The organism is Kitasatospora paranensis (assembly GCF_039544005.1).
GTDB lineage: Bacteria > Actinomycetota > Actinomycetes > Streptomycetales > Streptomycetaceae > Kitasatospora > Kitasatospora paranensis.
In genome coordinates this window covers 6,919,777-6,942,475 of sequence record NZ_BAABKV010000001.1, presented here as the reverse complement: position 1 = coordinate 6,942,475, position 22,699 = coordinate 6,919,777, and the positions used below count along the sequence as shown (strand labels likewise).

Sequence of the window (22,699 nt, the reverse complement as noted above, 5' to 3'; positions counted from 1 at the left end):
CGCCCCCGCCGACCCGTGCCGCCCGCCCCGCGGCCGCCCGGCCACCCGCCGGCGGCCCGGGCGGCCGGGGTGGGATTGAGCGGGCGTCAACTGCGGTATCACCTGAGCAGAGCACGGCGCGCCCCCGGTCCTCGGCGGCGCGCCGGGCACCGCCCGCCGCCACGTGAGGGGTGGTCATGCAGCAGCAACGGCCCTGGTACGAGGGCCCACTCGCCTCGTTCGACACCGAGACCACCGGCGTGGACGTCGAGACCGACCGGATCGTCTCCGCCGCACTGGTCCTCCAGATCGCCCCCGGCGCCCCCGCGAGCAGCGCAACCTGGCTCGCCGACCCGGGTGTTCCGATCCCCGACGGCGCCCGCGCCGTGCACGGCATCACCGACGAGCAGGTCCGCGCGGACGGCCGGCCCGCCCGGACGGTGGTCGCCGAACTCGCCCGCGCCCTCGCCGAACAGGCCCGGGCCGGCGTCCCGCTGGTGGTGATGAACGCCCCGTACGACCTGACCCTGCTCGACCGCGAGCTGCGCCGGCACCGCGGCGGCTCGCTCGCCGAGTACCTCGGCGGCGCCGAACTGCTGGTGCTGGACCCGCGGGTGCTCGACAAGCACGTGGACCGCTACCGCAAGGGCCGCCGCACCCTGAGCGACCTGTGCGCCCACTACGGCGTGCGGCTCACCGGCGCGCACGACGCCTCGGCGGACGCAACCGCCTCGCTGGAGCTCGTCCGCGCGATCGCCGCCCGGCATCCCGCACGCCTCGGCACGCTCAGCGCGCCCGAGCTGCACCTGCGGCAGGCGGTCTGGCACGCCGCGCAGGCACGGGGGTTGCAGAACTGGTTCGACCGGGAGGGGACACCGGAGCGGGTCGACACCGCCTGGCCGCTCCGCCCGGCCCGCTGCGGCTGCGGCCGCCGGCTCTCCGACGAGCACCGCTGCGAGGCGGCCGCCTGATCCGGAGCCGCGAACGACAGAGGCCCCGGCCGCACTTGGCGACCGGGGCCTTGCTGCTCGGTGGGCGATACTGGGATCGAACCAGTGACCCCTTCGGTGTGAACGAAGTGCTCTCCCGCTGAGCTAATCGCCCGGGCAACGAGAAGAACACTAGCACCACTTGGGCCGCGACCCCTAATCACTTCCCGGCGGCGGGCGCCCGACGGTCCCGCAGATCCCGGCACGGGCCGCCCCGGTGAATGCCCGTCAGACACCGGGAAATAGATCGGAAAATAGTGCGGGCCCAGATCATCGAATGATCTGGGCCCGCACTCACAGTGCATTCCGGTGGGCGATACTGGGATCGAACCAGTGACCCCTTCGGTGTGAACGAAGTGCTCTCCCGCTGAGCTAATCGCCCGGGTGCAGGGAAAACATTACCCCATCCGCCGGGGTGCTCCGAACACCCTCCCGGTCAGTGCAGGTCCCACGGCAGGACCGCCCCGAACCGCCACAGGTACCAGCCGGCCACCGCAGCGATCACGGCCAGCCCGATCACGGTCAGCACGATGTTGCGGCGCCGCACCTGCGGATCGAGCGCCCGCTCGGCCGCCTCGGCGACCTTGCGACGCGTCCAGCGCAGCACCAGCTGGGCCCAGACGAACTCGGTGGCCCAGATGCCCATGCCCAGGAAGATGACCACCCAGCCCGGACCGGGCAGCGGCAGCAGGACGACCCCCAGCCCGACCACCGCCAGGCCGGCCACGAAGACCGCCACCTGCCAGCTGACGTGGAGCGGGCGCGAGCGCCGGATGAACAGCGGCGCCCGCGACCCCAGCGGCCGGCCCCCGCCGCTCCCGGCAGGGGCCGCCGGGCCGCCGGCACCCTCGGGTTTGTCGCTTCGTACAGCCATACGGGAAAAGTACCCGAGATACCCGCCGGTACGGGTCCGGCGGGCCGGGCGTCGGTGATTCCGCAATGCGCCGGAAGGGGTACGACTCGGCGCGGAATCGGGACAGACGGGTTTACACCGGGCTTTCGGGTGGGATGGTCCGTTCGCCGACGTGCGAATCCCCGAGCGCACACTGAGCGAAAGGCCATGGCGCTTATGAACACCACGGTCAGCTGTGAGCTGCACCTGCGCCTCATCGTGTCCAGCGAGTCCTCACTGCCCGTCCCCGCGGGCCTGCGCTACGACACCGCGGACCCTTATGCCGTGCATGCCACCTTCCACACCGGCGCCGACGAGACCGTCGAGTGGGTGTTCGCCCGTGATCTCCTCGCGGAGGGGCTGCACCGACCCACCGGCACCGGCGACGTCCGGGTGTGGCCCTCGCGCAGCCACGGACAGGGTGTCGTCTGCATCGCCCTGAGCTCTCCGGAAGGAGAGGCCCTGCTGGAAGCCCCGGCGCGGGCGCTCGAGTCGTTCCTCAAGCGCACCGACGCCGCCGTGCCGCCCGGCACCGAGCACCGCCACTTCGACCTCGACCGGGAGCTCTCGCACATCCTCGCCGAAAGCTGACTCCGCCGGGCCGGCCCGCCACGGCGGTGCCGCGTCCGATCCGCGTCCGTCCTACTCGGGGGCACGGTCGCACCTGCCGCCGCGCACGCTCGGCGGCCTCGGGGTCTCCGCCCGTAGCCCCTCCCCGCCCGGGAGGGGCGTCCGGCGGCGAAGGCGCCCGGCAGGACGGCCGGCCACCCCTCACCACGGGTGGCCGGCCGTCCTGCCGGGCGCCTTCCGTGGGAACGGGCGGCCCGTCCCCGGTAGAGTCGCGGGTGACGACCGACGAGGGGCCGGTAGCGCCCCCGCCGCGCGAGGAGCCCACGTGCTGATCACCCATGACACCGAATGCGCCCTGAGCATTCTGGTCGAGCTGCTCAACACGGCCCCCGAGGCCTGCGGCTCGGAACAGCTGCCGGACATCGCCGCCCTGGACGGATTCGTGGTGCGGCAGGAGATCAGCGAGATCGACTCGCTCACCGCCCAGGACCTCACCGCCGTGCACGCGCTGCGCGGCCGGCTGCGCGACGTGTTCGCCGCGGGCTCGACCGCCGAGGCCGCCGAGCAGGTCAACGCCGTGGTCGCGGCGGCCGGCACCACGCCCCGGCTGACCAACCACGACCACCACGGCTGGCACATCCACTACTTCGCCCCGCACGCGGCGATCGGCGACCACCTCGCGGCCGAGCTGGGCATGGCGCTGGCCTTCATCGTGATGGCCGGCGAGCGCGAGCGGCTGCGCAACTGCGAGGCCCCCGACTGCGCCCGGGTCTTCGTCGACCTCTCCCGCAACCGCTCCCGCCGCTACTGCGACAGCCGCACCTGCGGCAACCGGCTGCACGTCGCCGCCTACCGGGCCCGGCAGCGCTCGGCCGAGGCCGTCACGGCGGGCTGACCGTCCCGCGGATGGAAGACTGAGGGCATGACCGATGTCCCCCTCCTCCCCCGCCTCGAGTTCTGGTGCGACCTCCAGTGCCCCGACTGCCGCACGGCCCTCGACGACGTCCGGGCCCTGCGCGCCCGGTACGGCGACGCCCTGCCGATCGAGCTGCGGCACTTCCCGCTGGAGAAGAACAAGCACGCGTACGCGGCCGCGCAGGCCGCCGAGGAGGCGTTCGCCCAGGGCAGCGGCTGGGCGTACGCGGAGGCGCTGCTGGAGCGGACGGCCGAGCTCGCGCGGGACGGCGAGAAGGTGCTGCTCGCCGTCGCCGACGGACTCGGGCTGGACTCCGACGAGATCGACACCGCGCTGATCGACGGCCGGCACACCCTGCTGGTCGACGCCGACCAGGCCGAGGGCCGGGCGATCAGGGTCACCGGCACGCCCACCTACGTCGTCGCCGGCGAGCGGCTGGACGGCGACCGGAGCCAGGACGGGCTGCTGGAGCGGCTCACCGGGATCCTCGACCGGCACCGGGGCTGAGCCGCGGCGCCGCCTCACAGCAGCGGCTTGCCGAGCGTGCGCCGGGTGACCCGGTAGCCGAGCGACTCGTAGAGCGCGATCGCCACCCGGTTGGCGCTGAACACGTTGAGGCCGAGGTCCCGGACCCCGGCCGCGAGGCACTCGCCCTCGGCGGCGAGCATCAGCGTCCGCCCGTGGCCCCGGCCGCGGTGGGCCTCGGCGACCTCGACCACCATCACCCAGGCCAGCGGGCCGCCGTCGGGCAGCACGTCCTGGTGCAGGTGCAGCCAGAGGCTGCCGAGGACGCGGCCCTGCGCGTCGACGAGGCGGCGCAACGCCACCCCCGGGGTCGCCGGGCCCTGGGCCAGCACCTGGCCGTGGTCGGCGTCCGACTTGGCCCGGGCCTGCGGCTCGGTCAGCCCCGACCCGCGCAGATCGTGCAGGTAGCCGGCCCGTACGGACTCCAGCCAGGCCGGGTACTCCTCGCCGGTGATCGGACGGAGACCCAGCCCGGGCGGCAGCACGGGGGCGGTGTCCAGCCGCTTGGCCATGTTCCGCATCCGCTCGGTGTAGCCGAGGGCGTGCGCGAGTCGCAGCGCGGCCGCGGCCTGCTCGGGCACCGTGACGTCGACCCGGGCGCAGCCCCACCCGCGCAGCACCTCCTCGGCGGCGAGCGCCCCGACCGTGGCCCGGCCCCGCCGGTGACCCTCGCGGACCTCCAGCTCGGCGATCTCGCCCCACCACCGGCCGTCCCGCGGCAGCGCGGTCGTCCGCAGGCCGCCGACCGGGCGGCCGTTGACGCAGATCCCCCAGCGGCGGGTGCGGCCGCCGCCGGGCAGGGGCTCCTCGGCGCCCTCCGGGCGCAGCGTGGTGGTCATGTGGCCTCCCCTGCCCCGGCGGTGGGGCTGCTACGCCTCGACGGGCGCCTGCTCACGGGTCGAGGTCGTCGCCACTGCGCGCCGCGAACTCCGCCATGGCCTTGAGGGTGACCGGGCCGGGGCCGGGCAGCTCGCGGTCGTCGATCCGGGTGACGGCCTGGACGTCGCGCAGCGTCGAGGTGAGGAAGACCTCCTCGGCGTCCCGCAGGGCCTCGAACGGCAGGTCGGCCTCCTCGGCGCCGGACCAGTCGACGACCAGCCGGCGGGTGATGCCCGCCAGGCAGCCGGACTCCAGCCGCGGGGTCAGCAGCCGGCCGTCGAGCACGACGAAGACGTTGGAGCCGGTGCCCTCGCAGAGCCGCCCCGCGGTGTTGGCGAAGATCGCCTCGGACGCGCCCGCCCGGTGCGCGGCGGCGAGCGCCACCACGTTCTCGGCGTACGAGGTGGTCTTCAGCCCGGCGACGGCGCTGTGCTCGTTGCGGCGCCAGTCCACGGTGACCACGGCGGTGGTGTCCGGGCGGGGCTTGGCGGTGCCGAGGGCGACGACCAGGCTGGGGGCGTCGTCGCCGCGCTCGGAGCCGAGCGGCGAGGTGCCGCCGGTGTAGGTGATCCGGAGCCGGCCGAGCGGCATCGGGTCGGCGGCGAGCACGGCCGCGCAGGCGCGGCGGACCTCGTCGTGGTCGGGGTCCGCCAGGCCGAGGCCGCGGGCGGAGCGGGTGAGCCGGTCGAGGTGACGGGTGAGCGCGAAGAGGCGGCCGTCGACGGCCTTGACCGTCTCGAAGACGCCGTCGCCGACGGTGAGGCCGTGGTCGAGGACGGAGACGGCTGCGGCGCCGGCCTCCACGAGGGCTCCGTTGACCCAGATCATCGAGGCTTCTCCCGGGGGTTCAGTGGGTGGTGCTGCCCGACGCTATCGCGACCAGCCGGGCGGCCTTCAGCTCGGTCTCGTCCCATTCGCGCTCCGGGTCGGAGCCCCAGGTGATGCCGGCGCCGGTGCCGAACCGCAGGACGGGCCCGCCCGTTGCCCGGTCGATCCAGAACGTGCGGATGCCGACGGCGAGTTCGGCCTCGCCCCGGTCGGCGTCCACCCAGCCGACCGCGCCGCAGTAGGGGCCGCGGGGGGCGGTCTCCAGTTCGTCGATGATCTGCAGGGCACTGGACTTGGGCGCGCCGGTGACCGAGCCGGGCGGGAAGGTGGCCGCCAGCAGCCCCGCCCAGCCGGCGCCCTCGCGCAGGGTGCCCTCCACCGTGGACACGAGGTGGACCAGCCCGGGGTGCTTCTCGACCGCGCAGAGGTCGGGGACGGTGACGCTGCCGGTCTCGCAGACCCGGCCGAGGTCGTTGCGGACGAGGTCCACGATCATCACGTTCTCGGCGTGGTCCTTCTCCAGCAGGTCGGCCTCGGTGCGGCCGGTGCCCTTGATCGGCCCGGAGGAGACGGTGCGGCCGCGGCGGCGCAGGTAGAGCTCGGGCGAGGCGGTGGCGAGTTCGACGCCGTGCCCGGGGAGGCGGATCGTTCCCGCGTAGGGCGCGGGGTTGCCGTGCGCGAGCAGGCCGGTGAGGGCGTCGACGTCGGTGCGGGCCGGGTCGGGCAGCGGCGCGGAGAGCACCCGGCAGAGGTTGGCCTGGTAGACCTCGCCGGCCGCGATGCGCTCGCGGATCGTCCGGACCCCGGCGGTGTAGCCGGCCCGGTCGAGCGAGCTGCGCCAGGCGTCCGGGTGCGGTCCGAGCCAGCCGCCGGTCGCGGGCGGGGCGGGCGCGGGCCGGACGTCGGCGAAGCGGGCGCAGGTCAGCCGGCCCTCGAAGTCGTACGCGACGGCCCAGAAGCCCGCGGTGTCCAGCACGGCCGGGTCCGAGGTGACCTCGCACAGCCCGGTGGCGAGGCGGCCGCCGAAGCGGGCCATCGGCTGGTCGGGGCTGAGGGGGCGGTGCGGCCGGACACGGTTCTCCTGCGCGGACTCGGTGCTGTTCCGCGCGGGTGCGGTGCGGAACGGGGGTGTGGCTCGGTGCCTGAAGTGTAGGTCGGCGGCCTGCGGGAACCCCGTTCGGGCAGGGTGCGGGGGTGCCGGAGCCGCTGACGGCCCAGCACCTTCCGGCCACCCCCGCGCCACGCTGCGGGAACGGATTTTTAGCTGGCCCGGGAATCCGCTAGAGTTCAACACGTCGCCGGGACGCGGAGCCGAGAAACACGGGGAAGCGGCCGGGAGACAGGCGGACGTGGCTCAGTTGGTAGAGCATCACCTTGCCAAGGTGAGGGTCGCGAGTTCGAATCTCGTCGTCCGCTCGATGGGGAACAGGGTAAGATCGTTCTCCGAAGTTGCCTGGTGGAGTGGCCGAGAGGCGAGGCAACGGCCTGCAAAGCCGTGTACACGGGTTCAAATCCCGTCTCCACCTCCAAGAGGTGCCCCCGGTTCGCCGGGAGCCCTCCCCGCGCGATTAGCTCAGCGGGAGAGCACTACCTTGACACGGTAGGGGTCACTGGTTCAATCCCAGTATCGCGCACTCAAACCCTTCGGGGCTTGACATCCCAGCGCGATTAGCTCAGCGGGAGAGCACTACCTTGACACGGTAGGGGTCACTGGTTCAATCCCAGTATCGCGCACTCAAACCCTTCGGGGCTTGACAACCCGGCGCGATTAGCTCAGCGGGAGAGCACTACCTTGACACGGTAGGGGTCACTGGTTCAATCCCAGTATCGCGCACCGCACGACGAGGGCCGTGATCCGATCGGATCACGGCCCTCGCTGCATGGCAGGCCGTGGGACGGCGCGTCCGGACACGCAGAGGGGCCGGGTACGGACGTCCTCACCGACGTCGTGTACCCGGCCACCTGGTGCCGGGGGTTGCGCACCCCGTCGCCCGTCCGCGAGTACGGCGGCGCGCTGCCCCGGCCGGCGTGATCCCTCCCCAGGGATCAGCGCCCGATCAGATCGGCGACGGCCTTGGCCTGTGTCGCCAGTTGCTCCCAGCCGCCGAACAGGACCATCAGCAGCACCGCGCACGGCAGCGCGATGGCGAGGGCAACGGCCGGGTGCCGGTCCGCGGACGGCGACTGCCATCCGAACGGCCTGCGGCGGCGCCCGCCTCCACTGAGCTGCGTGGCCATGATCGTCTGCTCCTGCCGGTCGCCGCGGCGTGCCGCGGTCGGGCTCCCCATTGGTCGGAGCGGCGGGCCGTGACCTCGGGGGACGAGTACTGCCCACCGCTCACAACTACGGTAGGTGCGCGGCGGGTCGGCGTCGTCATGCCCGCGTACTGGTCCGCTGGCCTCCGCGAGGATGAGTCCGGACCGCGTCGCCTACTCCTGGAGGGGGAGACGAAACCGATCACATCCCCGAGGCAACCCTGAGAGCGACCCCGAGGGGCTGCCGGCGACGGCTCCTGACCCGAGGTTTCGACGGAGATCCGACAATCCGACCGCCGCTTCAGGTGTTGCGTGCCAGCGGAGCACTGTGCACAGTCCGTAAGCTGTGCCGAGACAGTATTTGACGATGCCCCATGCGACGGGGTCTCACTCCACGGGCTGACGGGGACGGCGATGGCGATGATGCGGCTGAGGCGTGAGGACCCCCGCATCGTCGGACCGTTCCGCCTGCACCGGCGCCTGGGCGCCGGCGGCATGGGCGTGGTCTACCTGGGTTCGGACCGCAAGGGCCAGCGCGTCGCGCTGAAGCTGATCCGGTCGGAGCTCGCCGAGGACGTCGAGTTCCGGACCCGCTTCGCCCGCGAGGTCGCCGCGGCGTCCAGGATCCGCGGCGGCTGCACCGCCCGCGTGGTCGGCTCCGACCTGGAGGCCGACCGCCCCTGGCTGGCGACCGCCTACGTGCCGGGGCCCTCGCTGTACAAGCGGGTCGGCGACGACGGGCCGATGCCCTGGCCGGAGGCCGCCCGGGTCGGTGCCGCGCTGGCCGACGGACTGGTCAAGGTCCACGAGGCCGGGGTCGTGCACCGCGACCTCAAACCGTCGAACATCCTGCTCTCCCCCAAGGGCCCGCGGATCATCGACTTCGGCATCGCGTGGTCGCGCGGCGCCAGCACGCTCACCCATGTCGGCACGGCGGTCGGCTCGCCCGGCTTCCTCGCCCCCGAGCAGGTCCGGGGCGCTGCCGTGACCCCGGCCACCGACGTGTTCGCGTTCGGGGCGACACTCGCGTTCGCGCTGACCGGCGAGTCGCCGTTCGGCTCCGGTGCGTCCTCCGAGGTGATGCTCTACCGGGTCGTGCACGAGGAGCCCGACCTGACGGCCGTCCCGCCCGTCCTCGCCCCGCTCATCCGGGCCTGCCTGGCCAAGGAGCCCGCCGAACGGCCCGGGGCGGCCGCACTGCACGAGCGCCTCAACGAGCTGGCCTCGCGCGGCAGCCTGCCGGCCACCGGCGGGAGCGCCCCCGGCCGCGGCCGGGCCGGGCCCACCTCGGCAGCCGCGCAGGGCGTGCCGCGCGGCGCCGTCGGCCACGACGGCCCGGGGCGCGCCGCCCACGGGGCCGGGGGCCACGGCACACCCGGCCGCGGCACATCCGGTCACGGCACATCCGGTCACGGGACGGGAGGCCACGGGACGGCCGGCCACGGCACCGGAGGCCGTCCCGCCGCCGGCCACGGCCCGGGCGGCCGGGACGTCCCGTCGGCCCGGCCCCGCCGGGCGCCCGGCCAGCGGCCCACGGCCGCCATGCCGCGCCCGGACGGCCACGACACCCTCCGCAACCGCCAGCACACCCCCGCCCCCTCCCGGGCCCGGGACCGTCAGCACACCCCGGCACCCGGGCGGCCCGCGCCGAGCCCGCGGCAGCGGCTGCTGCGCCAGCGGGTGGTGGTCTTCGTGACCGTCACCCTGGGCGTGGCGCTGGCCATCGCCGCCGCGCAGGGCTGCGAGAACCGCAGCACCCGAGGCCTCGGGTCCTCGGCAGCCTCCCCCGGCGCCTCCGCGCCCGGGCTGTCGCTGGACGGGGCGGGCACGGCGGGACGGGCCTCGCTCACCCCCGCCGCCCGCGGCACCGGCAGCGCCGGCGGCCTCGGGCCCGCCTCCGGGGCGCTGCCCTCCGTCGACTGGCCCGACCGCAGCTACGCCGATCCGGCGGGCGGGGCGGAGATCCGCCTGCGCGACGGCCGGACGAACGGTGACGGCGCCCAGATCGCCCTGAGCACCGTGCTCCCCGCCCGCTACCGGAACGCCCCCGCCGCCCTCGTGGTGCTGCGGCGCTCCGAGGGCGCCGTCCCGGTCGACCTCGTCCAGCTGTTCCGCTTCGACGGCGACACGCCCGTCCTCGTCGCCTCCCGCGCCTCGGCCGCGGACCCGCAGGCCTCGGCGGTCTGGCGGGTCGAGAACGGGGCCCTGGTCCGCGAGGAGCGGGTCGCCCTGACCGGGGCGCTCTCCTCGACCCGCTACACCGTCCGCGCGGACGGCAGCGGGCTGGAGGAGTCCTGGCCCGGCGCCGGGGCATCGGGCGCCGCAGGCTGACCCGCGCGGCGGCCGGGCCGGCGGGCGCGGCCCCGCTCAGCCCGCCGCGACGGCGTAGAAGGCGACCGCGGCGGCCGCTCCGACGTTGAGCGAGTCGATGCCGTGCGCCATCGGGATGCGGACCCGGCGGTCCGCCGCCTCCAGCGCCCGGCGGGTCAGTCCGTCGCCCTCCGCACCCAGCATCAGGGCGGCCTTCGGCAGGCGGTGCGGCGCGGCGGCGGCGAGGTCGTCGGCCCCGGCCGGGGTCAGGGCCAGCAGTTCGAAGCCGGCCGCCCGCACGGTCTCCAGCGCGGCCGGCCACGGGTCGAGCCGGGCGTACGGCACGGCGAAGACGGCGCCCATCGAGACCTTGACCGCCCGCCGGTAGAGCGGGTCGGCGCAGTCCGGCGAGAGCAGCACGGCGTCCATGCCGAGTGCCGCCGCGCTGCGGAAGATCGCGCCGAGGTTGGTGTGGTCCACCAGGCCTTCGAGCACCGCGACCCGGCGGGCGCCGGCGAGCAGGTCGGCGGCAGCGGGCAGCGGCTTGCGCTCCATCGAGGCCAGCGCGCCGCGGTGGACGTGGTAGCCCGTCACCCGCTCGGCGAGATCGGGCTCGACGACGTGGACGGGCGCGTCGGCGGCCGCGATCACGTCGCCCATGACCTCCAGCCACTTCGGGGTGAGCAGCATCGACCGCATCCGGAAGCCGGCGTCGACGGCCCGGCGGATGACCTTCTCGCCCTCGGCGATGAAGAGGCCCTCGGCGGGCTCGCGGCGGCGGCGCAGTTCGACGTCGGTGAGGCCGGTGTAGTCGGCCAGACGCGGATCGGCGGGGTCGGTGACGGTACGCGGTTCGGACACGGGCCCGATCCTGCCCGCTGCGGGCCGCCGGGGCCAAACCGGCGGGCCGGCGGGGCAGGCCGGATCGGAGCCGGGGCGGCTGCTCCCGAGCGGCCCGCCCGACTCCCCCGGCCGACTCCCCGGCCGGCTTGCCCGCCCGCGAGCCGGCCATCGACGGGCCGACCTGCCGGCGGGCCGCGCCGTCAGCGGGCGCCCCGACGGCCCGCCGCCCGGCCCGTCCCGGTCGTCGCCGGGACGCAGGCCCGCCCCAGGGCCGCGGCGGCCAGGTAGGCGAGTGCGCCGACGGTCATGCTCACCCGGACCCCGTCGCCGTAGGTGGTCGCGGTGGCGAGCAGGGTGCCGCCCAGCGCGACTCCGGCGGCGCTGCCGATCTGACGGGTGGTGTTGAACAGGGCGGACGCCGTGCCCCCGTAGGCGGCGGGGGCGGCCGACATCGCGGTGGTGGTCGTGCCCGTCAGGGCGAACGAGGTGCCGAACCCCGCGGCCATCATCGGGACGACGAGCAGCGCATAGTCGGGGTCGGCGCCGGCCGCCGCCCAGCCCGCCAGCCCGGCGGCCGCCAGGAGCATGCCCGAGACGACGAGGGGCCGATGGCCCGTCCGGCGGGCCAACCGGCCGGAGAGCGCGGAGGCGAACATCGTCATCGCGACCGCGGGGAACAGTGCGATCCCGGTTCCGAGGGCGCCATATCCGCGCTGGTGCTGGAAGTCCAGGCTGGCAGTGAACACCATCCCGTAGAAGGCGAAGTTGAACAGCAGGCCGATGGCGGCCGCACCGCTCAGGGCGCGCGAACGCAGCAGGCCGAGGGGCAGGACGGGCGATCGGGCCCGGCGTTCGCGGGCCGTGAAGGCGGCGACGGCAACGGCCGACAGGCCCGCGGTGGTGAGCACGACGGGGTCGGCCCAGCCGCGGCGGCCAGCCTCGTTGAGTGCGGTGGTCAGCAGGGCGACGGCCGCCACCACGGCGCCCTGCGCGGGCCAGTCCACGGCCCGGTCGGGGTGCCGGGGCGAGGCGTCGACGTGCCGCAGCGTCAGCACCAGGCAGGCGGCGCCGACGGGCAGGTTGATGAGGAAGACCCAGCGCCAGCCGACCGTGGCGACCAGCAGTCCTCCCAGCAGGGGACCGGCGGAGGCGGCGATGCCCGCCATGGCTCCCCAGAGGCCGAAGGCTCGGGAGCGCGCGGCCGGCCGGGGGTACGCCTGGTGGAGCAGGGCCAGCGAGCCCGGCACGATCAGCGCCGCGCCGAGCCCCTCCACCAGCCGGGTGGCGACCAGGACGGCCGTGGACGGCGCGAGCGCGCAGCCCGCGGACGCCACCGTGAAGACGCCGACCCCGGCGCAGAAGACCCGCCGGTTGCCGAACCGGTCGCCCAGCGCTCCGCCGGTCAGCAGGAGTCCGGCGAAGACCAGGGTGTACCCGTCGGTGATCCACTGGATGCCGGTGAGGGAGGCTCCCAGCTCGCGGCCGATCGCCGGGACGGCGACATTGATGATCGTCACGTCCAGGATCACCATGAAGTACCCGGCGCACACCGCCAGCAGCGGTGCCCAGGGCGACGGTCCGGCCGCTCGCGGGACAGCCGCAGGTGTGTCGCCGCCGCCCCGTTCCGCACCCGTCACGCCACGCTCCCGGCCCGTCGCCGCCCGACACCCTGGACACCGACCACCCTACGGAAGGCTCCGCCCGGGCCGTGGGAGCGCGCCGGGACGGGACGAGCGGGCAGGAACGCCCCCACGGCGCCGATCGCCACGGCTGAACGCCTCGAACGGCTCCGCGGCGGACGCCACCGGACTCCCCCGCGTCGCCGCCGAGCGGGCGCTACTCGTCGACCGGCAGGCCGGCGTGCCGGGCGAGCACGCCGAGGGCCCGCCGCAGGTCCTCCCGCTCGGCGGCGGGCAGGGCGGCGGCGAGGTCGGCGTCGATCCCGTGCGCCAGCGCCGCGCACTCGGCGAGCAGGGCGCGGCCGGTCGCGGTGAGCACCAGGGCCTGGCGGCGGCGGTCGGCCGCGTCCCGTACCCGCTCGATCGCGCCGAGGGCCTGGAGCTGGTCGGCCAGGCTCACCACGAGGCTCGGCGCGACGCCCATGGCCTGGGAGAGCTCCAGTTGCGAGGAGGCCGCCCCGGCGTCGAGCGCGGCCAGCAGGCCGACGTGCTTGGGCTTGAGTCCACGGCCCTCGACCGCGGCAGAGAACCGCTCGGTCGCCACCGAGCCGAGGGTGCCGAGGCGGAAGGTCAGCGAGGAGGTCAGCGATGGGGGGTTGACGGCGCTCATGGCAGCGATACTATCGCCCTTGGAATCATTCAGAGCTCGAATCATTCAGGGGATGACCGATGATGTCCGCACCTGCCGTCGAACCCGCGCTGCCCCGCACTCTGGTCGTCGCGAACGTTGCCGGCGCGGCGCTCTCCACGGCGTCCGCCCTCGTCGGTCTCGCCCGGCCGGGAGTCGTCCTGGCCGCAGGGGCGCCGGTCACCGCCGGCGTGCACTTCTACGCGGCGGCGTACGCGGCCCGGGCCCTCCCGCTGGGAGTCGTCCTGATCCACCGGCTCCTGGCCGACCGGGCCGGGCGCGGACTGCTGCCGGTGCTGCTGCTGGCCGGAGCCGTCCAGGCCGGCGACCTCGCCGTCGGCCTGTCCGTCCACAACCCCGGCATGACCCTCGGGGCGGGCGCGCTGGCGGTGCTGCACCTCGCGTCGGCGCTCCGGGTCGCCCGGGCCGACGCCGGACCGTCCGCACACCTGGCCGCCCGCAGGGCCGCCCGCCCGGCCGGATCCCGCGCCGGGGGCACCCGGTGACCGCGATCCTGCGTCAGGCCGACGACACGGCGGCCTTCCTGCTGGAGCTGGCGGTCTACGCCTCGGCCGCCCGCCTCGGCCTCACCCGGCGCCGGCTGCCGCGGCCCGCGCGCTGGGCGGCTGCCGTCGGCCTGGTCGCCGGGTACGCCGGGCTCTGGGCCGTCTTCGGGGCGCCCGGCGCCCTCGTCCCGCTGCACGGCGCGGGCCGCGCGGTGCTCGACGTGCTGTGGTTCGGCAGCGCTGCCGCCGCCCTGTTCGCCACCGGCCTGCGGCGCACCGCCGTGGTCTTCGCCGCGCTCTACGTGCTCACCGCCGCGGTGCACCTGGCGCTGTGACGGCGCGGCCCGGACGGCACCGGCACGACCGTCGCGGGCGGGCCGCCGGCACGGGGCGGGCGGCCCCGTGCCGGGGCGGACCTCAGGGCCGCAGCCCGGCCCTCAGTGCGCGAGGACGCCGACCACGTCGCCGACCACGATGACGGCCGGCGGCCTGATCTGCTCCGCCTCCACCGTCGCGGCGACGGTGCCGAGCGTGGCGTCGACCCGGCGCTGGGCGGCCGTGGTGCCCTCCTGGACGACGGCGACGGGCGTGTCGGCGGCGCGGCCGCACTCGACCAGCTTGGCGGCGATGGCACCGATCTTGTCCACCGCCATCAGCAGCACCAGGGTGCCGCTCATCCCCGCCACGGCCTCCCAGTTGGTCAGCGAGCGCGGGTCGCCCGGGCCGACGTGGCCGGAGATGACGGTGAACTCGTGGGTCATGCCCCGGTGGGTGACCGGGATCCCCACCGCCGCGGGGACACTGATCGAGCTGGAGATGCCCGGCACCACCGTGACCGGCAGCCCGGCCTCCGCGCAGGCGAGCAGTTCCTCGCCGCCGCGCCCGAAGACGTACGGGTCGCCGCCCTTGAGACGGACGACGAACTTGCCGGCCTTGGCGTGGTCGATCAGGGTGCGGTTGATCGCCTCCTGCGCCATGTAGCGGCCGTAGGGGATCTTCGACGCGTCGATGACCTCGACGTTCGGCGGGAGTTCGGCGAGCAGCTCGCGCGGGGCCAGGCGGTCGGCCACGACCACGTCCGCGTCGGCGAGCAGCCGACGGCCGCGCACGGTGATCAGGTCGGGGTCGCCGGGGCCGCCGCCGACCAGGGCGACGCCGGGGGTGCGCTCGCGGTACTGGCGGGCGGCGAGGGAGCCGTCCCGCAGGCCGTCCACGATGGCGTTGCGCAGCGCGGCGGAGTGGCGCGGGTCGCCGGTGAGGACGGCGACGGTCGCGCCGCCGTCGCGGCCGCTGGCGGGCGTCCAGGCGGTGGCGGCGGAGGCATCGTCGCTGCGGGCGCAGAACACCCGACGGCGCTCGGCCTCGGCGGAGACCGCCGAGTTGACGCCCGGGTCGTCGGTGGCGACCAGGGCGTACCAGGTGTCGGCGAGGTCCCCCTCGGCGTAGACGCGCTCGTGCCAGACGATCTCGCCGGCGTCGGCCATGGCGTGCACCGCGGGCGTGGTGCTCGGCGATATCAGGTGGATCTCGGCGCCGGAGGCGATCAGCGCGGGCAGCCGGCGCTGGGCGACCTGGCCGCCGCCGACCACGACGACGCGCCGTCCGGCGAGCAGCAGGCCGACGGGGTACGGGGTCAGGCCCTCGGTGCTGGGGTGGGGTGCGGGCGCGTTCATCGGCGGGGCTCCTGGGTGGGAGATGGTGGGGGCAGCGCCTCTCCCCCGCACCGGCGCGCCCTCGGGCCGGTGCGGGCGAGAGGCCGGTGGCTCAGGCCTTCTCGGTGACGCCTGCGGAGTCGAAGGTGGCTACATCGTGCATCGCACGGGCCGCACTCTGCACCAGCGGGAGCGCGAGGAGCGCGCCGGTGCCCTCGCCGAGCCGCAGGTCCAGGTCGATCAGCGGACGCAGGCCGAGCTTGCCGAGCGCCGCCTGGTGGCCCGGCTCGGCCGAGCGGTGGCCCGCGATGCAGGCCGCGAGGGACTCGGGTGCGACGGCCTTGGCGACCAGCGCGGCCGAACCGGCGATCACGCCGTCCAGGATGACCGGCGTGCGCAGCGAGGCCGCGCCCAGCAGGAAGCCGGCGATCGCCGCGTGCTCCAGGCCGCCGACGGCCGCCAGGACACCGATCGGGTCGGCCGGGTCGGGCTGGTGCAGGGCCAGCGCGGCGCGGATCACCTCGACCTTGCGGGCGTGCGTGGCGTCGTCGATACCGGTGCCGCGGCCGGTGACCTCGGCCGGGTCGAGGCCGGTGAACACCGAGATCAGCGCCGCCGACGCGGTGGTGTTGGCGATGCCCATGTCGCCGGTGATCAGCACCTTGTTGCCGGCCGCGACGAGGTCGCGGGCGGTCTCGATGCCGACCTCGATCGCCTGCACGGCCTCCTCGCGGGTCATCGCGGGGCCCTGCGTCATGTCGTCGGTGCCCGGCTTGACCTTGCGCGGCAGCAGGCCGGTGGTGCGGCCCTGCTGGATGGCCTCCGGCAGCTCGGCCTTGACGCCCACGTCGACGACGCAGACCTCGGCGCCGACCTGGGCGGCGAAGGCGTTGACCACCGCTCCCCCGGCCAGGAAGTTCGCGACCATCTGGCCGGTGACCTCCTGCGGCCAGGGCGTCACGCCCTGGGCGTGCACCCCGTGGTCGCCGGCGAAGATCGCGACGCAGCCGGGCTCCGGGATCGGCGGCGGGCACTTGCGGGAGAGGCCGCAGAGCTGCGCCGCGATGATCTCCAGCACGCCGAGCGAGCCGGCCGGCTTGGTCATCCGCTTCTGGCGGTCCCAGGCGTCGCCGAGCGACTTGGCGTCCAGCGGGCGGATCCCGCGCAGGGTGTCGGCGAGCAGGCTGTGCGGCTCCTCACCGGGCAGCGCGCGGTTGCCGTACTGCTCCTCGTGGACGACCCACGACAGCGGGCGCTTCTTCGCCCAGCCCTGCTGCTGGAGCTCCGGCTCGTCCGGGAAGGCGTCGACGTAGCCGACGCAGAGGTAGGCGACGACGTCCAGGTGCTCGGGCAGGCCGAGCTCGCGGACCATCTCCTCCTCGTCGAAGAAGCTCACCCAGCCGACGCCGAGGCCCTCGGCGCGGGCGGCCAGCCAGAGGTTCTCGACGGCCAGGGCGGCCGAGTAGGGGGCCATCTGAGGCTGGGTGTGCCGGCCGAGGGTATGCCGGCCGCCGCGGGTGCGGTCGGCGGTGACCACGATGTTCACCGGGGTGTCGAGGATGGCCTCGATCTTGATTTCCTTGAACTGCTTGGCGCGGCCCTTGGGCAGCGAGTCCGCGTACGCGTTGCGCTGGCGCTCGGCGAGTTCGTGCATCTTGCGGCGGGTCTTGCGGGAGCGGATCACCACGAAGTCCCACGGCTGCGAGTAGCCGACGCTGGGCGCGGTGTGGGCGGCCTCCAGGACGCGGAGCAGCACCTCGTGCGGGATCGGGTCGGGACGGAAGCCGTTGCGGACGTCGCGGCGCGAGCGGATCACCTGGTGGACGGCCTCGCGGCCGGCCTCGTCGAAGCCGGGGCCGCCGCCGGGCGCTCGGCGTCGTCACCCGGGGTCCCGGCGTCGACCGGGGCCGCGGGGGCGGGGATCAACTGCTCGGCGACCGGCTCGGCCACGACCTGGGCCACGGCCCCGCCGTCGGCCTCGGCGGCGATCGGTGCGTCGACGGCCGGTGCGTCGACGGCCGGGGCCTCGGACTCCGGCCCGACCGGGGCGGGCGCCGCGTCGACGAGCCCGGCGGTGCCGTCGGTCCGGACGGTGTCCGCGGACTCCGGGGCTTCTGCGGCGGTGTCCACGATCGGAACGCTCTCTCTCAGGGGTTCTGCCGTCGGCTCCTGCTCGGCCGGCGCGGGTGCCTGCGCCGGGGCGGGCGCGGCCTCGGCCACCGCAGACTCGGCCGGGGCCTCGACGACGACGGCTTCGACCACGACGGCCTCGGGCGTGGCGACGGCCTCGGGCGTGGCGACGGCCTCGGCCTCCGGCTCCTGGCCCTGCCCGGGCTGCGGCTGCCCGGCCTCGGCGGGCTCCGTCACCGGCTCGGCGACCGGCTCGGCGACGGCTTCGCCCGCAGGTCCGGCAGCGGGTTCGGCGGCGGGGGTCTCGTCCGAGGCCTGGACGGGCGCGGCGGCCGGGGCCACCGGCTCGACCGCGACCGGCTCGGCGACGACGGGCTGCTCGGCGACGGGCTCGGCCGCGACCGGCTCGGCGACAACGGGCTGCTCGACGGCGAGCGGCTCGGCGACCGCGACCGGCTCCACGGCGTCGGCCCGGGCGGCGGGCTGCACGGCGGGCCGGTCGGCCGCGACCGGCTCGACCACCAGCGCCGGCTCCGCGACGACGGCGGCCGGCTCCACGCCCGTCCCGGCCTGCGGGGCCGGGGCCGCGGCGGGCTCCACCAGCGGCGAGAGGCCGTGCGGGGCGGGCGCGGCGAGGAAGGCCGCGATCCGGCGCGGCTGGCCGCCGGCCTGGGCCGGGATGGGCGCGGCCACCGGGGCGACCGCCTCGGCGGCGGGCGCGGCCTGCGGCGCGGCCGCCACGACCTGCTCGGTGGTGACGGCGGCCGCCACCGGCTGCTCGGCCACTGCGACCGGCGACGGGTCGGTGGTCTGCACGGCCTGCGGCCCGGCCGTGCCGTCCTGGCCGGGCGCCGGAGCGAACCCGGGCTGCTGCACGGCGGCCGGCACGGCGACCGGCTGCTGCTGGAGCGGCTGGACGGGCGCCACGGGCTCCGCGGCCGGGACGGGGACGCCGTGCGCGGGCGTGCTGCCCGCCGCACCGGACGGGCCCCGGTCGGCCAGCGAGCGGACGGGCACGTGGCCGGTCATCAGCGACGGGTCCGGGATCGGCGGGCCCGCGTGCAGGGGCCGGCGGGCGGCCTGCGCCTGGACGGTCTGCTCGGCGGCGGGAGCCTGCCCGGCGACCGGCTCGGCGGCCGCGGCGGGCTCCTCGGCCGACAGGGGCTGCAGCGGCGGCCACGAGGGCTCCACGGGGACGCCCGGCGGCACCGGTGCGGTGGGCTCGGCCGGGTCCTCCAGCGTCCGCAGCGACATGGTGTCGGCGACCGGGGCGACCGCCTCGGCGGGCGGCATCGCGATCGGCGCGAACGCCTCGGCGGCCGGCTGGACCGGAACGGGCTGCACCACGGCCGGCCCGGCGGCCGCCTCGACCATGACGGTCTCGACGGCGCCGTGGGCGATCGCGTCGCCCCAGGCGGTCTGCGGACCGGGCATGAGCAGGACGTCGTCCTCCTCGTCCAGCTGGTCGAGGAAGGTGTACGCCGGCCGGTGCTCGCCCGGCCAGGCCCCGCCGCCGGGCAGGCCCCCGCCGGGCAGCGGCCCGGTCAACGGGTCGGTCAGCGGGTCGGCGATGCCGACCGGCTGGTCCGGCGCGTCCGTTCGCTGCCCGCTCTGAGGTACGAGAGAGGCATCGCTCGGGAGGTGGCCGCCATCGGTCATGTCCAAAGCTCCTTCCAGGCCGCTTGCGCGTCCTCGGCGACGCGATCGCCGACCGCTGCCACCCCTGCACACCACCCGTCCCGGGTGGCGCGCCATCAGAATTAACGACAAGCCGGGGCAACCGGCACGACCGTGCCGGGCCCCACGGCATTCTTCCGGCCCGACCTGCGCCCCGTCGAATGCCCGCGGGCGGCGCCCCAGGGGTTGCACCGCGTCAAAGGGGCCGACCGTACCGGGGGCACGGTGCACCGATCGCCGTGCGCAACCAGGACGCCACCCTACCGGCCGGGGCCGACACGCTCTCGAATCGGTGTCCGGATGCGACGGGGATCACCCGTGGCGGGCCCGGTCCCGGATCGGGCGTACGAACCGTCAGAAGGCCTGTTCGGCCCAGAGCACCATGGTGTGGCTGCCGGGGCCCGGGGCCAGTCCGGCCGGGGCCCCGTCGCCGGGGCGCAGCGGCGCGGCCTGCAGCAGCAGGCCGTCGGTGCGGTACCCGGCGCCGGCCAGGGCGGACCTGATCTCCTCGGCCTCGGCGAAGGTGTGCGCGACGGCGACCAGGCGCTCGGGGCGCCTGGTGAGCACCGCGCGCACCACCTGTGCGCCGCCGTGCTCCACCGCGACCGCGTCGGGTTCGGGGAGTTCGCCGAGGACGTCCTCACCGGCGCCGTGCACCACGTCGACCTCGACGCCGTGGCGGCGGGCGTTGACCCCGATCCGGGCGCACGCGGCGAGGTCGGCGTCGACGGCCACGACGGCGGCGCCGAACCGGGCGGTCTCGACGGCGAGCGCTCCGCTGCCGGCCCCGACCGTCCAGACGAGGTCGCCGGGGAGCGGGCCGAGCCGGGCCAGGACGAGCGCGCGGACGTGCGGCGGGAGGGCGTGGTCGGGCTCGTCGGCCTCCCGGCCGGGTTCGGCCGCCGCGTAGACCTCGCCGGGCAGTGCCCAGCCGCGTTCGGCGGCCGGGAAGCCGATCGGGCGGCCGGCGAGCCAGCCCGCGGGCTCGTCGACGGCGTGGTGGTTGGAGCCGCCGATGACCAGGACGACGCTGGGGTCGCGCCAGTCGTGGTCGGGCACCCGGTCGGAGGTGAGCACGGTGACGTCCTCGTCGGGGGTGCCGAGCGCCTCGCAGACCACGAAGGTGCGGTGCACGCCGCGCAGCATCAGGGCGAGTTCGCTGGGCCCGGCCTCGGCGGTGGTGAGGACGGCGACCTTCGGGTGCGCCCGGCAGACGTTGGCGGCGCGGCGCAGCCGTCCGCCGTGGGCGGAGACGACCTGGGCGTCCTCCCACGGCATGCCGGCCCTGGCGAAGGCGGCGGCGACCGAGGAGACGGCCGGCAGCACCTCGAGTTCGAGTCCGTACTCGGGGCTGCGCAGGGTGCGCACGACGCCGAAGAAGCCGGGGTCGCCCTCGGCGACGACGACGGCGGTGCCGCGGTGCTCGGCGATGCGGCGGGCGGCGGCCTGCACACTGCCGAGGGCGATCCGCTCGGCGGTGGCCGGTACGGGCAGTGCGTTGAGCTGGTACGGCGCTCCGGCGACCAGGGTGGCCCCGGCGAGCGCGGTGGCGGCGGCCTCGGTCAGCGGCGTGCCGTCCCACCCGATGACCGTGATCCGGTCAGCCATCTGCGGCAGTTCTCCCTCACCCGGTCCGCCCCGACGTCGGACGGCGCGGCGCAGGGCCTGCGGCACGTCCAGGTGCAGAGGCTACCCGGTGGCGGGGCGGTTCGCGGCACGGCCGGCGGATCGGGAGCGTGCCGGGCGGGTCAGTCGTGCAGGACGTAGCGGTGCTCGGCCCGCCCGTCGTCCTGCGGGACTTCCAGGTCCTCGGGCAGCAGGCTCCAGAGGATGAGGTCGGTGCGGTCGTCGGCGGCGCCGCGGCGGGCGGGCGAGGATCCGGCGTACTCCTCGCCGCGGACTATCCAGGCGCTGCGCAGCACGCCCTCGCTGATCGCGCCGATCTTCTGGGCGACCTGCTGGCCGGCGATGTTGCCGGCGGCGGTGCGCAGTTCGAGGCGGAGGAAGCCGCGGTCCTCGAAGAGCCACTGGGCGACGCCGAGGGCGGCCTCGCCGGCGTATCCCTCGCCGCGCGCCCAGGCGGCGGTGAGGAAGCCCAGCTCGGTGGAGCGCAGCCGCCAGTCGGTGGCGCGCAGGTCGGCGAGGCCGACCAGGCGCTGGGTGAGGTGTTCGGTGACGGCGAAGACGATGCCGCTGCCGTCGGCGCGGCGGGTGGGGGCGATCCGGCGGATCCAGTCGCGGGCGTGCGCCTCGGTGAACGGCGCGGCGAGGTCCGTCCAGGCCTGGACCTGCTCGTCGGCGGCCATCGCGACCAGGCCCGCCGTGTCGCCGTCGTCGAGCGGGCGCAGCAACAGCCGTTCCGTGCTGATGGCCGTCTCGGGGAAGCTCGCTGCCATGCCGTCTCTCCTCGCCGGGTCGTGGACACACCGTACGCCCCGCCTCTGTACGGGCCAGCCAGGGTACCGGCATTCCGGCGACGGGCCGTCAGATCGCCCCCCGACACGGCGGTGGTGGGCGCATACTGCGCCGCCGGGCCCCGGCCGCGGGTGCGGCGGGGGCCCGGCGGGCGTGCTGCGACGGGTCAGGAGGCGGGGATCACCGAGCCGTTGAAGGTGTCCTCGATGTACTTCTTGACCTCGGGGAGGCCAGCAGCTTGGCGAGCTTCTGGACCCGCGGGTCGTTCTCGTGGCCCTTCTTCACGGCGAGGATGTTGGCGTACGGGTTGCCCGCGGCCTTCTCCAGCACGATGGCGTCCTTGGCGGGCTTCAGGCCGCCGTCGAGGGCGTAGTTGCCGTTGATGACGGCGGCGTCGAGGTCGCCGAGCGAGCGGGGCAGCTGGGCCGCCTCCAGCTCCTTGAACTTCAGGTGCTTGGGGTTGCTCGCGATGTCCTGGGGGGTGGCGGTGGTGCCGGCGCCGGACTTGAGGGTGATGACGTCGTTGTCGGCGAGCAGCTTGAGCGCGCGGCCCTCGTTGGTGGCGTCGTTGGGGACGCCGACCTCGGCGCCGTCCTTGAGCTCGGTGACGGCCTTGACCTTCTTGGAGTAGAGGCCGAGCGGCTCCAGGTGGACGGCACCGGCGGAGACGATGTCGGTGCCCTGCTTCTTGTTGAAGTCGTCGAGGTACGGGACGTGCTGGAAGTAGTTGGCGTCCGCCGAGCCGTCCTGCACCGCGGTGTTGGGGGTCACGTAGTCGGTGACCACCTTGACGTCGAGCGTGAGCCCGGCCTTGTCGGCGAGGTTCTTCTTGACGTAGTCGAGGATCTGGGCGTGCGGGGTGGGGCTGGCGACGACGACCAGCGGCTTGCCCGGGTCGGCGCTCGCGGCCGAGTCGGCGGAGCCGCTGCTGGAGCAGGCGGCGACCGAGAGGGCGAGGCCGGCGGTGGCGAGGACGCTGGTGAACTTCAGGATGTTACGCACGAAAAGTGCCTTTCTCCGTGGTG

At 75.5% G+C, this 22,699-nt stretch carries 18 protein-coding genes, 7 tRNA genes and 2 pseudogenes; 12 read left to right on the top strand and 15 right to left on the bottom strand.

What is annotated here, in order from left to right; genetic code table 11:
- Positions 1-176 precede the first annotated feature (176 nt).
- Positions 177-950 (top strand): 3'-5' exonuclease, encoded by a 774-nt coding sequence (locus tag ABEB13_RS33000; RefSeq protein ID WP_345708401.1) that lies wholly within the window; start codon positions 177-179, stop codon positions 948-950.
- Positions 951-1,011: 61 nt separating this feature from the next.
- Here the strand turns inward: ABEB13_RS33000 and ABEB13_RS32995 are convergent.
- The 3 genes from ABEB13_RS32995 to ABEB13_RS32985 form a co-directional block, all read right to left on the bottom strand.
- Positions 1,012-1,083, bottom strand: a tRNA-Val gene (locus ABEB13_RS32995).
- A 195-nt stretch (positions 1,084-1,278) separates the two neighbouring features.
- A tRNA-Val gene (locus tag ABEB13_RS32990) sits at positions 1,279-1,350 on the bottom strand.
- Between the two features lie 54 nt (positions 1,351-1,404).
- Complete coding sequence (locus tag ABEB13_RS32985; RefSeq protein ID WP_100887446.1) at positions 1,405-1,842, bottom strand: TIGR02611 family protein; 438 nt, start codon at positions 1,840-1,842, stop codon at positions 1,405-1,407.
- Positions 1,843-2,037: 195 nt separating this feature from the next.
- On the opposite strand from ABEB13_RS32985, the gene ABEB13_RS32980 reads away from it, so the two are divergent.
- The 3 genes from ABEB13_RS32980 to ABEB13_RS32970 all read left to right on the top strand — a co-directional run bounded on the left by ABEB13_RS32980 (position 2,038) and on the right by ABEB13_RS32970 (position 3,853).
- Positions 2,038-2,451, top strand: coding sequence for an SsgA family sporulation/cell division regulator (locus ABEB13_RS32980; protein WP_030056266.1), 414 nt, complete (start codon positions 2,038-2,040; stop codon positions 2,449-2,451).
- A gap of 304 nt (positions 2,452-2,755) precedes the next feature.
- Positions 2,756-3,325 (top strand): CGNR zinc finger domain-containing protein, encoded by a 570-nt coding sequence (locus ABEB13_RS32975; RefSeq protein WP_345708400.1) that lies wholly within the window; start codon positions 2,756-2,758, stop codon positions 3,323-3,325.
- A 27-nt stretch (positions 3,326-3,352) separates the two neighbouring features.
- On the top strand, positions 3,353-3,853 hold the full coding sequence (locus ABEB13_RS32970; protein ID WP_345708399.1) for a DsbA family protein: 501 nt from the start codon (positions 3,353-3,355) through the stop codon (positions 3,851-3,853).
- 14 nt (positions 3,854-3,867) lie between these two features.
- Here ABEB13_RS32970 and ABEB13_RS32965 read toward each other — a convergent pair whose 3' ends face one another.
- The 3 genes from ABEB13_RS32965 to ABEB13_RS32955 are packed head-to-tail and all read right to left on the bottom strand — an operon-like array spanning position 3,868 to position 6,614.
- Positions 3,868-4,710, bottom strand: a complete 843-nt coding sequence (locus tag ABEB13_RS32965; RefSeq protein ID WP_345708398.1) for a GNAT family N-acetyltransferase — start codon at positions 4,708-4,710, stop codon at positions 3,868-3,870.
- A 52-nt stretch (positions 4,711-4,762) separates the two neighbouring features.
- A complete protein-coding gene (locus ABEB13_RS32960; RefSeq protein WP_345708397.1) occupies positions 4,763-5,578 on the bottom strand; it encodes an aminotransferase class IV in 816 nt (271 codons plus the stop codon).
- Positions 5,579-5,597: 19 nt separating this feature from the next.
- Positions 5,598-6,614 (bottom strand): chorismate-binding protein, encoded by a 1,017-nt coding sequence (locus ABEB13_RS32955; RefSeq protein ID WP_345708396.1) that lies wholly within the window; start codon positions 6,612-6,614, stop codon positions 5,598-5,600.
- A gap of 307 nt (positions 6,615-6,921) precedes the next feature.
- Between ABEB13_RS32955 and ABEB13_RS32950 the strand changes: the two genes are divergently transcribed.
- The 5 genes from ABEB13_RS32950 (at position 6,922) to ABEB13_RS32930 (ending at position 7,412) form a co-directional block, all read left to right on the top strand.
- Positions 6,922-6,994 (top strand) — tRNA-Gly (locus ABEB13_RS32950).
- A gap of 39 nt (positions 6,995-7,033) precedes the next feature.
- A tRNA-Cys gene (locus tag ABEB13_RS32945) sits at positions 7,034-7,107 on the top strand.
- Between the two features lie 33 nt (positions 7,108-7,140).
- Positions 7,141-7,212, top strand: a tRNA-Val gene (locus tag ABEB13_RS32940).
- A 28-nt stretch (positions 7,213-7,240) separates the two neighbouring features.
- Positions 7,241-7,312, top strand: a tRNA-Val gene (locus ABEB13_RS32935).
- 28 nt (positions 7,313-7,340) lie between these two features.
- Positions 7,341-7,412 (top strand) — tRNA-Val (locus ABEB13_RS32930).
- A 212-nt stretch (positions 7,413-7,624) separates the two neighbouring features.
- Here the strand turns inward: ABEB13_RS32930 and ABEB13_RS32925 are convergent.
- Positions 7,625-7,816 (bottom strand): hypothetical protein, encoded by a 192-nt coding sequence (locus ABEB13_RS32925; protein ID WP_100892444.1) that lies wholly within the window; start codon positions 7,814-7,816, stop codon positions 7,625-7,627.
- A gap of 432 nt (positions 7,817-8,248) precedes the next feature.
- Here ABEB13_RS32925 and ABEB13_RS32920 point away from each other — a divergent pair, with 432 nt between their 5' ends.
- Positions 8,249-10,165 (top strand): serine/threonine-protein kinase, encoded by a 1,917-nt coding sequence (locus ABEB13_RS32920; RefSeq protein ID WP_380233348.1) that lies wholly within the window; start codon positions 8,249-8,251, stop codon positions 10,163-10,165.
- A 36-nt stretch (positions 10,166-10,201) separates the two neighbouring features.
- Here the strand turns inward: ABEB13_RS32920 and ABEB13_RS32915 are convergent, their stop codons facing one another.
- The 3 genes from ABEB13_RS32915 to ABEB13_RS32905 all read right to left on the bottom strand — a co-directional run bounded on the left by ABEB13_RS32915 (position 10,202) and on the right by ABEB13_RS32905 (position 13,276).
- Entirely contained in the window at positions 10,202-11,005 is an 804-nt protein-coding gene (locus ABEB13_RS32915; protein ID WP_345708395.1) for a TrmH family RNA methyltransferase, read from the bottom strand.
- Between the two features lie 182 nt (positions 11,006-11,187).
- Positions 11,188-12,624: an MFS transporter gene (locus ABEB13_RS32910; RefSeq protein WP_380233194.1), complete on the bottom strand. Its 1,437-nt coding sequence runs from the start codon at positions 12,622-12,624 to the stop codon at positions 11,188-11,190.
- Positions 12,625-12,823: 199 nt separating this feature from the next.
- Entirely contained in the window at positions 12,824-13,276 is a 453-nt protein-coding gene (locus ABEB13_RS32905; RefSeq protein ID WP_345708394.1) for a MarR family transcriptional regulator, read from the bottom strand.
- 59 nt (positions 13,277-13,335) lie between these two features.
- Here ABEB13_RS32905 and ABEB13_RS32900 point away from each other — a divergent pair, with 59 nt between their 5' ends.
- Both ABEB13_RS32900 and ABEB13_RS32895 read left to right on the top strand, forming a co-directional pair.
- Positions 13,336-13,800: a hypothetical protein gene (locus ABEB13_RS32900; RefSeq protein ID WP_345708393.1), complete on the top strand. Its 465-nt coding sequence runs from the start codon at positions 13,336-13,338 to the stop codon at positions 13,798-13,800.
- A complete protein-coding gene (locus tag ABEB13_RS32895; RefSeq protein ID WP_345708392.1) occupies positions 13,797-14,135 on the top strand; it encodes a YrdB family protein in 339 nt (112 codons plus the stop codon). Before ABEB13_RS32900 ends, ABEB13_RS32895 begins: the two co-directional genes overlap by 4 nt.
- 102 nt (positions 14,136-14,237) lie before the next feature.
- Here the strand turns inward: ABEB13_RS32895 and cobA are convergent, their stop codons facing one another.
- From cobA to ABEB13_RS32870, 5 genes and pseudogenes are all read right to left on the bottom strand, one after another.
- Positions 14,238-15,473: a uroporphyrinogen-III C-methyltransferase gene (cobA, locus tag ABEB13_RS32890; protein ID WP_345708391.1), complete on the bottom strand. Its 1,236-nt coding sequence runs from the start codon at positions 15,471-15,473 to the stop codon at positions 14,238-14,240.
- Between the two features lie 91 nt (positions 15,474-15,564).
- A pseudogene (gene cobT, locus ABEB13_RS32885) lies at positions 15,565-18,611 on the bottom strand (nicotinate-nucleotide--dimethylbenzimidazole phosphoribosyltransferase).
- A gap of 1,002 nt (positions 18,612-19,613) precedes the next feature.
- Complete coding sequence (gene cbiE / locus ABEB13_RS32880) at positions 19,614-20,867, bottom strand: precorrin-6y C5,15-methyltransferase (decarboxylating) subunit CbiE (RefSeq protein WP_345708390.1); 1,254 nt, start codon at positions 20,865-20,867, stop codon at positions 19,614-19,616.
- A gap of 140 nt (positions 20,868-21,007) precedes the next feature.
- On the bottom strand, positions 21,008-21,655 hold the full coding sequence (locus ABEB13_RS32875) for a GNAT family N-acetyltransferase (RefSeq protein WP_345708389.1): 648 nt from the start codon (positions 21,653-21,655) through the stop codon (positions 21,008-21,010).
- A 185-nt stretch (positions 21,656-21,840) separates the two neighbouring features.
- Positions 21,841-22,676: pseudogene (locus ABEB13_RS32870) on the bottom strand (MetQ/NlpA family ABC transporter substrate-binding protein).
- Positions 22,677-22,699: the final 23 nt, after the last annotated feature.